The sequence below is a fragment of the Bradyrhizobium sp. CCBAU 11361 genome, from assembly GCF_028128935.1.
Taxonomy (GTDB): Bacteria; Pseudomonadota; Alphaproteobacteria; order Rhizobiales; family Xanthobacteraceae; genus Bradyrhizobium; species Bradyrhizobium niftali.
Window position 1 is genome coordinate 154,805 of record NZ_LBJZ01000191.1, and the last position, 12,642, is coordinate 167,446.

General features: G+C 66.8%; 8 protein-coding genes and 1 tRNA gene. 8 read left to right on the forward strand and 1 reads right to left on the reverse strand.

Going from position 1 to position 12,642, the window contains the following annotated elements:
- Positions 1–264: 264 nt before the first annotated feature.
- Positions 265–600, forward strand: a complete 336-nt coding sequence (locus XI08_RS31720) for a hypothetical protein (protein ID WP_271577389.1) — start codon at positions 265–267, stop codon at positions 598–600.
- Positions 601–964: 364 nt separating this feature from the next.
- Here XI08_RS31720 and XI08_RS31725 read toward each other — a convergent pair.
- Positions 965–1,041 (reverse strand) — tRNA-Arg (locus XI08_RS31725).
- A gap of 181 nt (positions 1,042–1,222) precedes the next feature.
- Here XI08_RS31725 and XI08_RS31730 point away from each other — a divergent pair.
- From XI08_RS31730 to XI08_RS31760, 7 genes are all read left to right on the forward strand, one after another.
- Positions 1,223–1,465 carry a hypothetical protein gene (locus XI08_RS31730; RefSeq protein ID WP_271577390.1) on the forward strand — a complete coding sequence of 81 codons (243 nt, stop codon included), beginning with the start codon at positions 1,223–1,225 and terminating at the stop codon, positions 1,463–1,465.
- Complete coding sequence (locus XI08_RS31735; protein WP_271577391.1) at positions 1,462–6,666, forward strand: alpha-2-macroglobulin family protein; 5,205 nt, start codon at positions 1,462–1,464, stop codon at positions 6,664–6,666. Before XI08_RS31730 ends, XI08_RS31735 begins: the two co-directional genes overlap by 4 nt.
- Before the next feature lie 11 nt (positions 6,667–6,677).
- On the forward strand, positions 6,678–8,864 hold the full coding sequence (gene pbpC, locus XI08_RS31740; RefSeq protein WP_271577392.1) for a penicillin-binding protein 1C: 2,187 nt from the start codon (positions 6,678–6,680) through the stop codon (positions 8,862–8,864).
- A 50-nt stretch (positions 8,865–8,914) separates the two neighbouring features.
- Positions 8,915–10,657, forward strand: coding sequence for an ArnT family glycosyltransferase (locus XI08_RS31745; RefSeq protein WP_271577393.1), 1,743 nt, complete (start codon positions 8,915–8,917; stop codon positions 10,655–10,657).
- A gap of 1 nt (position 10,658) precedes the next feature.
- A complete protein-coding gene (locus tag XI08_RS31750; RefSeq protein WP_271577394.1) occupies positions 10,659–11,504 on the forward strand; it encodes a phosphatase PAP2 family protein in 846 nt (281 codons plus the stop codon).
- Positions 11,505–11,569: 65 nt separating this feature from the next.
- Positions 11,570–12,304: a glycosyltransferase family 2 protein gene (locus tag XI08_RS31755; RefSeq protein WP_135173685.1), complete on the forward strand. Its 735-nt coding sequence runs from the start codon at positions 11,570–11,572 to the stop codon at positions 12,302–12,304.
- The gene (locus XI08_RS31760) at positions 12,301–12,639 is read left to right on the forward strand and encodes a lipid-A-disaccharide synthase N-terminal domain-containing protein (RefSeq protein WP_027542719.1); all 339 of its coding nucleotides are present in this window, start codon (positions 12,301–12,303) and stop codon (positions 12,637–12,639) included. Before XI08_RS31755 ends, XI08_RS31760 begins: the two co-directional genes overlap by 4 nt.
- The last annotated feature ends 3 nt before the right edge of the window (positions 12,640–12,642 follow it).

Below are 12,642 nucleotides of genomic sequence, written 5' to 3' on the forward strand. Positions count from 1 at the left end.
ACAACGTGATCAAGGGCAGGGCGCCGCCGCGCGCTACCGGAAGCTGTATGCCACGATTTCCTAACCCCAAAGAGATATTCAACTTCTGATATACTTTGCTATTCTATTCCCGCATTCTTGGATTGATCCCCCTGGATGCATCGGAACGATCGCCTAGCCAACCTCACCCCTGCGGTTGGCTAGGCACTTTCATTTCGATCAGGGTCTCATCCATCTTCCATCGCGCGGCAGCGGGCTTCCAGGTTCAACACGGAAGCACTGCGCATGGGCGAACGTATCGCCAATCACCGTTGCCAAGTTTGCCGCCATCCAGAACGATGGCGCGTTGAGCTATTGGGTGCTGGCGGCGCGTCTCTCGATGCTCTAGCCGACAAGTTCGGCCTAGATCGTGACGCGATCTGGCGCCATTGGTCGAAGCACGTCCCGGGCGAAACCAAGGTAACCTACCTCTGCGGCCCGGCGCAGTCAGCCGAGCTTGTGGAGAAGGCGGCCAGCGAGGGTGACAGCGTCCTCGATTTGATGCTTTGGGCCATCGAGCCCAGTTCGCCAGTAACGCGGGCGATCGTCTCGAGCACCGACGTGAGCCGGCCGGCAACGTAAGCGACGCCACGCGCATCTCTCGCCTCGTTCATTGCCGCGAGCTGTCCTGTCAGGATGGTGCGCACCATCCGCAGATGATCCGATTCGCGTTTGCGCCTAGCGCCTCTGGCGGCCCCATGCACAAAGTTCTCGAAGCGCGACGCCGAGCAGCGTCCCAATCATCAGCCCGATGCGCGCGGTCATTGGCCGCCTCCGGTGAACGGATCGCGAAACCGCGTGTTGCCGCCGTGTTGCGTGGAGCTGTTTGTAACGCTGCGTAAGACGTTGAATTTGCTGTCAGCAGCACGGAGCGCCGCGCAACACGGTTTGGCATCGAGAACGAAGCCAATACGGCAGCAAGTTATTGATTTACGGGTTGAAAAACTGGCGATCCCAGCAGGACTCGAACCTGCAACCCGCGGAGTAGAAATCCGCTACTCTATCCAGTTGAGCTATGGGACCGTCTTGAGGCCGGGTCTTGAGGCCAGGCCGGTCTCGGCTACCGCCTGCCGGTCTTCTATCACGCCAAATATGAAAAATCCGCGCGTTCGCCAAGCCTGAACCGAACCGTTTTCCTCAATGGCGCGACAAAGCGGAACGGTGGGGTGTCAGGGTGCCGGGTTGAGCGGCAGCGGACTGGACGATGGATCACATCGCCGGGAACGCTGGTCAGCTTCCGGGACACGGCCGCCGGTCGATTGGTCAGGTATGGCTGCGCCATCAGGACGGCGTGCGCGGTGATATCGCGGTCGGTCACCTCAGGGCGTGCCTTGCCATGGCGAATGCGACGATTTGCACCTTTGGTTCCATCGCCTTGAGTCCGTCACCTTTCCGCGCATTTCATGCTCACGCGGCGTTCGCCGTGATTTCCGGGAGTCCATCATGATCGGTCTTGTTCGCGCCGTCACACTCTGCGCCGCGCTGGCGCTTGGCCTGAGCACGGCGCTGGCCGCCGACAAGGCATTCAAGCGCGACGACCTCGCTGATTCCGCCATCAAGCTGGAGGCCCAGATCAAGAGCGAGGCCGGGCCGGTCGCCAAGACCGGCGCGACGCTGCGCACGGACGCCGACGCCGCTTTCAAGCGCAGTGATTTCCGTGCCGGCCTGTCCGTGCTCGGCCAGATCGCCGCCGCGACGCCTGAGGATGCCGGCAACTGGCTGCGGCTTGCCAAGGTGATCTTCCAGATATTGCCCAAGAACTCGAGCGAGCAGACATTCCTGCTGGAGCGCGCCTCGACCGCCGCCTATATCGCCTATTTGCGCGCGGGCAATCCGGGCGAGGAGGCCGACGCGCTTGCGGTGCTCGGCAAGTCGCTGGCCGAACGCAAGCTGTGGCGGCCGGCGCTGGACGCGCTGCGGCTGTCGCTGGACATGCGCGAGGTCGCCGACGTCCGCGGCCAATACGAGAAGATGCGCGACGAGCACGGCTTCCGCCTGCTCGACTATACCGTGGATTCGGATTCGGCCAGTCCGCGGGCCTGCTTCCAGTTCTCGGAAGAACTCGCCAAGCGCACCGATTTCGCGCCGTTCCTCGCGCTGGCGGGCCAGGACAAGCCGGCGCTGTCGGCCGAAGGCAAGCAGCTCTGCGTCGACGGCCTGAAGCATGGCGAGCGCTACAACATCAACTTGCGCGCCGGCCTGCCGTCCACGGTGAAGGAGGGGCTGCCGAAATCGGCCGAGTTCAACGTCTATGTGCGCGACCGCAAGCCCTTCGTGCGCTTCACCAGCCGCGCCTATGTGCTGCCGAAGACCGGCCAGCGCGGCATTCCCGTGGTCAGCGTCAACACGCCCGCGGTCAACGTCAACGTCTTCCGGATCGGCGACCGCAACCTGATCAACACGGTGGTCGACAGCGACTTCCAGAAGACGCTGTCCAAGTACCAGCTCAGCGATCTCGGCAACGAGCGCGGCGTCAAGGTCTGGTCCGGCGAGCTCGCGACCGCGATGACGCTGAACCAGGACGTCACCACGGCGTTCCCGGTCGACCAGGCGCTCGGCGAGCTTCAGCCGGGCGTCTATGTGATGACCGCCGCGGCCAAGGGCCCGGGCTCGGACGACGAGTCCCAGCTCGCCACGCAATGGTTCATCGTCTCCGATCTCGGGGTGTCGGCCTATTCCGGCAATGACGGCATCCACGTGTTCATCAACTCGCTGGCCTCGACCGATCCGGTCGGCAAAGCCGAGGTGCGGCTGGTCGCGCGCAACAACGAGATCCTGGCCATCCGCAAGACCGACGAATCCGGTCACGTGCTGTTCGAGGCCGGCCTTGCGCGCGGCGAGGGCGGCCTGTCGCCGGCGATGCTGACGGTCACGGGCGAGAAGGCCGACTACGCCTTCCTCAGCCTGAAGACGAGCGCCTTCGACCTGTCCGACCGTGGCGTGGCGGGCCGCGCAGTGCCTGTTGGCGCCGACGCGTTCGTCTATGCCGAGCGCGGCGTCTACCGCTCCAGCGAGACCGTCTATCTCACCGCGCTGCTGCGCGACGGGCAGGGCAATGCCGTCACCGGCGGGCCGATGACCCTGGTGGTCGAGCGCCCTGACGGCGTCGAATACCGCCGCGCCGTGCTGTCCGACCAGGGCGCCGGCGGCCGCACGCTGTCCGTGCCGCTCAACTCGGCTGTGCCGACCGGGACCTGGCGGGTGCGCGCCTTCACCGACCCGAAGGGCTCCTCGGTCGGCGAAACCACGTTCATGGTCGAGGACTACGTCCCCGACCGGATCGAATTCAACTTGTCCGCCAAGGACAAGGTGATCAAAGCTAACGCTCCAGTGGAGCTTAAGGCCGACGGTCATTTCCTCTACGGCGCACCGGCCTCAGGCCTCCAGCTCGAAGGCGACATGCTGATCGCGCCCGCTTCCGAGCGCCCTGGTTTTCCCGGATATCAATTCGGCGTCGCCGACGAGGAGACCACGTCGAACGAGCGTACGCCGCTGGAGTTCCTGCCCGAGTCCGACGCCAATGGCGTTGCGACCTTCCCGGTGACGCTGGACAAGCAGCCGGCTTCGACCCGCCCGCAGGAGGCGCAGATCTTCGTCCGCATGGTGGAGACCGGCGGCCGCGCCGTCGAACGCAAGCTGGTGTTGCCGGTCGCGCCCGCGAACGCCCTGATCGGCATCAAGCCGCTGTTCGGCGACAAGAACGTGGCTGAAGGCGACAAGGCCGAATTCGATGTCGTGTTCGTCTCGCCCGAGGGCGAGAGGCTGCGCCGTGACGGCCTGCGCTACGAGCTCCTGAAGATGGAGTCGCGCTATCAGTGGTATCGCCAGAACAATTACTGGGAGTACGAGCCGGTCAAATCGACCTCGCGTGTTTCCGACGGCGACGTGACGATCGCTGCCGACAAGCCGTCGCGGATCTCGCTCAGCCCGCAGCCCGGCCGCTACCGGCTCGATGTGAAGTCCAACGACGCCGACGGCCCGGTGACCTCGGTGCAGTTCGACGTCGGCTGGTATTCCGACGGCAGCGCCGACACGCCGGACCTGCTGGAGACCTCGATCGACAAGCCGCAATACGCCTCCGGCGACACCATGACGGTGTCGGTGAACGTGCGCACCGCCGGCAAGCTCACCGTCAACGTGCTCGGCGACCGCCTGCTGATGACGCAGACGATCGACGTCAAGGAGGGCACCGCGCAGGTGAAGCTCGCGGTCGGCAAGGACTGGGGCACCGGCGCCTATGTCGTGGCGACGCTGCGCCGTCCGCTCGATGCCGCCGCCCAGCGCATGCCGGGCCGCGCCATCGGCCTGAAATGGTTCGGCATCGACAAGCAGACCCGCACGCTCCAGGTGAAGCTGACGCCGCCGGCGCTGATCCGGCCGAACGCGATGCTGAAGATCCCGGTCAGGCTCGACGGGCTCAATCCCGGCGAGGACGCCAAGGTCGTCATATCAGCGGTCGATGTCGGCATCCTCAACCTCACCAATTACAAGCCGCCGACACCGGACGATTACTATCTCGGCCAGCGCCGCCTCAGCGCCGAGATCCGCGATCTCTACGGCCAGCTCATCGACGGCATGTCGGGCACGCGCGGCCAGATCAAGTCCGGCGGCGACGCGGGAGCCGGCGAATTGCAGGGCTCGCCGCCCGCGCAAAAGCCGCTCGCGCTCTATTCCGGCATCGTCACGGTCGCCGCCGACGGCACCGCCGAGGTGAGCTTCGACATTCCGGAGTTCGCGGGCACCGCGCGCGTGATGGCGGTGGCGTGGACCGCGACCAAGCTCGGCCGCGCCAACACCGACGTCGTGATCCGTGATCCCGTCGTGCTGACCACGACCCTGCCGCGCTTCCTGCTCAACGGCGACCACGGCACGGTCAACCTGGAGATCGACAATGTCGAGGGCCAGGCCGGCGACTACGTCATCAACGTGAAGACGGGCGGCCCGGTGAAGATGACCGGCAATCCCGCGACCACGGTCAAGCTCGCCGCCAAGCAGCGCAACTCGTTCTCGCTCGCGCTCGATGCGACCGCGGCGGGGCAGGCGACGCTCGACGTCGACATCAAGGGGCCGAACGGGCTTGCCCTCGCACGCCACTATGCGCTCGACGTCAAGGCGGCGACGCAGGTGCTGGCGCGGCGTTCGATCCGGACGCTTGCGAAGGGCGAGAGCCTGACGCTGACCTCGGACATGTTCTCCGACCTCGTGCCGGGCACCGGCAGCGTCTCGGTCTCGGCGAGCCTGTCCACCGCGCTCGATGCGGCGACGATCCTGAAAGCGCTCGATCGCTATCCCTATGGCTGCTCGGAGCAGATTACGAGCCGTGCCATGCCGCTGCTCTATGTCAACGAGCTCGCCGCCGGCGCGCACCTGGCCATGGACACCGAGGTCGACCAGCGCATCCGCGACGCGATCGAGCGGCTCTTGGCGCGCCAGGGTTCGAACGGCTCGTTCGGCCTGTGGTCGGCCGGCGGCGACGACGCCTGGCTCGATGCGTACGTGACGGACTTCCTCACCCGCGCCCGCGAAAAGGGGTTTGCGGTGCCGGACGTGCTGTTCAAGAACGCGCTCGACCGCGTCCGCAACTCGGTCGTCAACGGCAACGAGCCGGAGAAGGACGGCGGGCGCGATCTCGCCTATGGCCTCTACGTGCTCGCGCGCAATGGTGCAGCTCCGATCGGCGACCTCCGCTATCTCGCCGACACCAAGCTCTCCAACCTCGCGACGCCGATCGCGAAGTCGCAGCTTGCGGCGGCGCTGGCCCTGGTCGGCGACCGCAACCGTGCGGAGCGGGTCTATGGTGCAGCGCTCGACTCGCTTGCGCCAAAACCCGTGCTGGAGTTCGGCCGCACCGACTACGGCTCGCAGCTCCGCGATGCCGCGGCGCTGGTCTCGCTTGCCAGCGAAGGTAATGCGCCGAGGGCGACGCTGACGCAGGCGGTGTCGCGGGTCGAGACCGCGCGCGGGCTGACGCCCTACACCTCCACCCAGGAGAACGCGTGGCTGGTGCTGGCGGCGCGGGCGCTCGCCAAGGAGAACCTGTCGATCGAGGTCGACGGTCAGCCGGTCAAGACCGCGCTCTATCGCAGCTATAAGGCGGACACGCTGAGCGGCAAGCCACTGAAGATCACCAACACCGGCGATGCGCCGGTGCAGGCGGTGGTCTCGGTGTCGGGCTCGCCGGTGACGCCGGAGCCGGCGGCATCGAACGGCTTCAAGATCGAGCGCAATTACTTCACGCTCGACGGCAAGCCTGCCGACATCAGCAAGGTCAAACAGAACCAGCGCTTCGCGGTGGTGCTGAAGATCACCGAGGCCAAGCCCGAGTACGGCCACATCATGGTGTCCGACTATCTGCCGGCGGGGCTGGAGATCGACAATCCGAAGCTGGTCTCGTCCGGCGACAGCGGCACGCTGGACTGGATCGAGGACGGCGAGGAGCCCGAGGATACCGAGTTCCGCGATGACCGCTTCACGGCGGCCGTTGACCGGGCCTCGGACTCCAAGTCGGTGTTCACCGTTGCCTACGTTGTCCGCGCCGTTTCGCCGGGTAAATACGTATTGCCGCAGGCCTATGTCGAGGACATGTACAATCCCTCGCGCTATGGGCGGACGGGGACGGGCACTGTCGAGGTGCGGGCGGCGAAGTGAGTGGCGGAGAGATGAGCGAGGCCGACGAAGTTTCTCGTCATTCCGGGGCGGCTCAAAGTGCCGAACCCGGAATCTCGAGGTTCCGGGTCTGGTCCTACGGACCATCCCGGAACGACGGCAGCGGACGGCGTGGCGTCACACGCCTCCTCCCAGCCGCCGCCTTCACCCTCATCCTCGCCATCATCACCTTCGTCGGCTGGGTCTACTCCCTCGGTCCTCTCCCACTCGACGAGTCCCGCCAGGTCTCCACCACCATCGTCGACCGCAACGGCAAGCTGCTGCGCGCCTATGCCATGGCGGACGGGCGCTGGCGGCTTCCGGTCGATGCCAAAGCGAACGTCGATCCGATCTATCTCAAACTGCTGCTCGCCTATGAGGACCAGCGCTTCCACGCCCATGACGGCATCGATCCGCTGGCGCTGGGCCGTGCCGCGTTGCAGCTTTCGACGCGCGGCCACATCGTGTCCGGCGGCTCGACCATCACGATGCAGCTGGCGCGGCTGATGGAGCCGCGGCGGCAGCGCTCCCTCTATGCAAAGCTGCGGCAGATGGTGCGCGCGATTGAGATCGAGCGGACCCTCGGCAAGAGCGAAATCCTCGACCTCTATCTCGCGCTGGCGCCGTATGGCGGCAATCTCGAAGGCATCCGCGCCGCCTCGATTGCCTATCTCGGCAAGGAGCCGAAGCGGCTGTCGCTGGCCGAGGCGGCATTGCTGGTCGCGCTGCCGCAATCGCCGGAGACGCGCCGGCTCGACCGCTATCCCGATGCGGCGCTCAAGGCCCGCGACCGCGTGCTCGACCGCATGGTCGAAGAGCATGTGGTCAGCCTCGAGGACGCAAAGATGGCCAAGGCGGTGCCCGTGCCGAAGCTGCGCAAGCCAATGCCGATCCTGGCGCCGCATGCTTCCGACACCGCGCTTGCGACGGTCAAGGATACGCCCGTCATCAAACTGACGCTGGACGCCAATCTCCAGAAGGTGCTGGAGCCGCTGGCGCGCGACCGCGCCATTGCGCTGGGTGCGAACATCTCGGTCGGCATCATCGTGGTCGACAACGAGAGCGGCGACGTGCTCGCGCGCGTCGGTTCGGCGGATTATTTCGACGAGAGCCGGGCAGGGCAGGTCGACATGACGCGCGCCATTCGCTCGCCGGGATCGACGCTCAAGCCCTTCATCTACGGCCTCGCCTTCGAGGACGGCTTCGTCCATCCCGACAGCCTGATCGACGACCGGCCCGTCCGCTTCGGCTCCTACGCGCCGGAAAATTTCGACATGACGTTCCAGGGCACGGTGCCGGTGAAGAAGGCGCTGCAATTGTCGCTGAACGTACCGGCGATCGTGCTGCTCGACCGCGTCGGCGCGAGCCGGCTGGCGTCGCGGCTGCGGCAGGCCGGCGGCAATCTCATCCTGCCCAAGGACGAAGCGCCCGGGCTCGCCATGGGGCTCGGCGGCGTCGGCGTGACGCTCCAGGACCTCGCCCAGCTCTATGCGGGCTTCGCCCGGCTCGGCACCACCAAACCGCTGCGCGAGGTCGTGGCTGCCAAGGACGACCGCGAGCCGCTGCGGCTGCTGGATCAGGTCGCGGCCTGGCAGGTCGGCAACGTGCTGCTGGGCACGCCGCCGCCGGAAAATGCCGCCCACAACCGAATCGCCTTCAAGACCGGCACCTCCTACGGCTATCGCGATGCCTGGTCGGTCGGCTTCGACGGCCGCATGACCATCGGCGTCTGGGTCGGTCGGCCCGACGGCGCGCCGGTTCCCGGCCTGATCGGCCGCGTCGCCGCCGCGCCAATCCTGTTCGACGCCTTCGCCCGGACCGGCAAGACGCTGGCCCCGCTGCCGAAGCCGCCCAAGGGAACCCTGGTCGCCAGCAACGCCAAACTGCCGCTGCCCTTGAAACGGTTCCGCCCGGTCGGGGAACTGGTGCGGACCGGCGGCGAGCAGGCGCTGCACATCCAGTTCCCGCTGAACGGCTCGCGGATCGACGTCGATCGGTCGGGTGGCTCCGAGGCCGCCGCCATGCCGGTCAAGGTCGCCGGCGGCGTTCTGCCCATGACCGTCATGGTTAACGGCACGGCGCTCGGCGAGATCGACGGGCGCCGCCAGCGGCTGATCGATCCGCCCGGTCCGGGCTTTGCGCGGCTCACCGTGATCGATGCCACTGGCGCCGCGGACACAGTTGTCATTCGAATTCAATGACCCGGCCTTAAGCGGTTGTCGGAATGACGGTTTCAGCGTAAGCGGAACCAATGGCCGAGACCTACCCAAGCCCCCGTTTTGGAGCCCCCCGCGAGCCGAAATCGCCCGTAAATCCGGGCAGCCGGCTGGTGTCGATGCTCGATGTCGTCACGGCTAGCCACGCCCGCGCGGTGGCCTTTCTCGTGCTGTGTGCGCTGCTGCTGTTCCTGCCGGGCTTCTTCACGATTCCGCCTGTCGACCGCGACGAGGCGCGCTTTGCGCAGGCCACCAAGCAGATGGTGGAGAGCGGCGACTATGTCGACATCCGCTTCCAGGAGGACGTCCGCTACAAGAAGCCGGTCGGCATCTACTGGTTGCAATCTGCGGCAGTCGAAGCCGCTGCGGCACTCAAGCTGCCGAAGGCCGAGTTGCGGATCTGGGTCTATCGGCTGCCGTCGCTGCTAGGGGCGATCGGCGCCGTGCTCATGACCTATTGGGCGGCGCTCGGCTTCGTCACGCGCCGCGCGGCGGTGCTCGCGGCGCTCCTGATGTGCGCCTCGGTGCTGCTCGGCGTCGAGGCGCGGCTCGCCAAGACCGATGCGATGCTGCTGTTCTGCGTGACCGCCGCGATGGGCGCGATGGCGCGGGCCTATCTGTCTTGGCAGCGCGCCGAGGACGAGACGCATCCGCCCTGGAGCTGGCCCGCGATCTTCTGGACCGCGCTCGCCGTTGGCATCCTGATCAAGGGGCCGCTGATCCTGATGTTCGCCGGCCTGACCATCGTCGCACTCGCGATCCAGGACCGCGACGCCTCCTGGCTGTGGAAGCTGCGCCCGCTCTGGGGCCTGATGTGGATGCTGGTGCTGGTGCTACCCTGGTTCGTCGCGATCTTCTGGCGCGCGGGCGATGCCTTCTTCGCCGATTCCGTCGGCGGCGACATGCTGAGCAAGATCGGCGCCCAGGAATCCCATGGCGCGCCGCCCGGACTGTATCTGGCGCTGTTCTGGATCACCTTCTGGCCGGGCGCGCCGCTCGCGGCGATGGCGGCGCCTGCGGTGTGGCGGGCGCGGCGTGAGCCCGGTGCGCAGTTTCTGCTGGCCTGGCTGATCCCGTCCTGGATCGTGTTCGAGGCGGTGCTGACCAAGCTGCCGCATTACGTGCTGCCGCTGTACCCGGCGATCGCGATCCTCACCGTCGGCGCGCTGGAGCGGCGCGTGCTGTCGCGCTCCTGGCTGATGCGTGGCTCGGCCTGGTGGTTCGCGATCCCCGCGGCCGCCTCGATCATCGCGGTGGTCGGCGCGGTGATGCTGACGCGGCAGCCGGCTTTCGTGGCCTGGCCGTTCATCGCGGCGTCGCTGATCTTCGGCCTGTTCGCCTGGTGGCTGTTCGACACCAACCACGCCGAGCGCTCGGTGCTGAACGCGCTGGTCGCAGCCCTGATGCTGGCGGTCGTGGTCTACGGCATCGTGCTGCCGTCGCTGACGCCGGTGTTTCCGAGCATCGAGGTCGCGCGCGCGCTGCGCAACGTCACCTGCGTCGGGCCGAAGGCGGCCTCTGCCGGCTATCACGAGCCGAGCCTCGTGTTCCTGACGGGCACCCAGACGCTGCTCACCGACGGCTCGGGCGCGGCGGACTTCCTGCGGCAGGGCAGCTGCCGCTTCGCGCTGGTCGAGCAGCGCTCGGAGCGCAGCTTCGTGCAGCGCGCCGAGGCGATCGGGCTGCGTTACAAGGTCGGCGCGCGCATCGACGGCTACAATTTCTCGCAAGGGCGCGCGATCTCGATCTCGATCTTCCGCTCGGAGGGCACCGAATAGGATGCCGGCTTCGACCAACATCGCGCCGCGCGCAGGCTATCCCGCACAATTGCTCGCCGTGTCCTGGCATGCGCTGGCGCAGCTTGTCCGCACGCCCTCGCACTCACGCCGTGCCGAGGCCGCCCGAAAGCTGGCGCGGCATTCGCTGTGGCTCAGCGTGGCAGGCGCAGCCCTGATCATTGCGCTGATGCTCGCGTTCGACCAGACCGAGATCCAGCTGATGCCGGCACGAGGCGCGCCCGGCCTGTGGCCGATCCGCATCCTCACCGATTTCGGCAAGGACGAGTACGTGCTCTCGGTACTGGGGGGCGCGCTGGTGACGCTGGCATTCGCTGCGGCAGGGCTTCACGGCACCCGCCGTGCGCTGCTGCTCGGTCTCGGCACGCGGCTCCAGTTCCTGTTTCTGTCCGTTGCCCTGTCCGTGCTCGTCGGTGAGATCCTGAAATTTCTCATCGGCCGCGGGCGTCCCTTCGTCGGCGGCAAGGCCGATCCGTTCAACTTCATCCCGTTCGAGGGGTCGGGAGCCTATGCCAGCCTGCCGTCGGGCCACGCGATCACGGCGTTCGCACTGGCGTTTGCGGTCTCCGCACTCTGGCCGCGGCTGCGCGTGTTCATGTTCACTTACGCGATTGTGATCCTGCTGACACGGCTCGTGCTGCTCGCGCATCATCCGAGCGACGTCACCGCCGGGGCCCTGGTCGGCATCGTCGGTGCCATGGCCGTTCGCTACTGGTTTGCCGCGCGCCGGCTCGGCTTCGCCATCCGTGCCGACGGCACCATTGTGCCCCTCGCAGGGCCGGTCTCGGGCCGCCTCAAAAGGGTTGCCCGCGGGGCCTCCGCCCCATAAAAGCGGCTGCCTGCCGGGGCCGCCGGTTCCCCGAGGCGCAGGCCAATTCCAACCACGAGCCTCATTTGTCGACGTCCCAGCCTTCGGTTTCCATCGTCGTTCCCGTGCGCAACGAAGCCGACAACATCGCGCCCCTGATCGAAGAGATCACAGCGGCGCTCGACGGCCGCTGGGATTACGAGATCATCTACGTCAATGACGGTTCGACCGATACGACCGGCGAGCGGCTCAATGCCATCATGGCGCAGCGGGGCAATCTGCGTCAGCTCCGTCACGCGAAATCCGGCGGCCAGTCCGCCGCCGTGCGCAGCGGCGTGCGCGCCGCGCGCGGCGCGATCGTGGCCACTCTCGACGGCGACGGCCAGAACAATCCGGCCTTCCTGCCGGACCTGATCGCGGCGGTCGAGAAGGGCGCCCGGGTCGGGCTCGCGGCCGGCCAGCGCGTCGGACGCAAGGACACCGGCTTCAAGAAATTCCAGTCGCGCGTGGCGAACAAGGTCCGCAATTCCATCCTGAAGGACGGCACGCGCGACACCGGCTGCGGGTTGAAGGCGTTCCGGCGCGAGGTCTTCCTCGCGCTGCCCTATTTCGACGGGCTGCATCGCTTCCTGCCGGCGCTGGTGCGGCGTGAGGGCTACGAGATCGCCTATGTCGACGTGATCGACCGGCCGCGCCGCTCCGGCGTGTCCAACTACGGCTTCTTCGACCGGCTCTGGATCGGGATCATGGATCTCGCCGGCGTGTGGTGGCTGATCCGCCGCAAGAAGCCCACACCAGACGTGACCGAGGTGACGGCATGATCATCCAGTACGGCCAGGCGCTGAGCAACTATCTCTACGACGTCTTCGTCGCCAAGTTCGACTTCTGGCTCGCATTCGGCCTGGTCGCGCAGCTGTTCTTCACCGCGCGCTTCCTGGTGCAGTGGATCGCGAGCGAGCGCGCCGGCAACAGCGTGGTGCCGATGGCGTTCTGGTTCTGCTCGATGGGTGGCGGCCTGATGACTCTGGTCTACGGCGTCGTGAAGCGCGAGCCCGTGATCATCCTCGGACAGGCGCTGGCCACCGTGATCTACATTCGCAACATCATGCTGATCATCAAGAACCGCGGCCGCGCGTCGAAGACGCTGGAGCGTTGATCA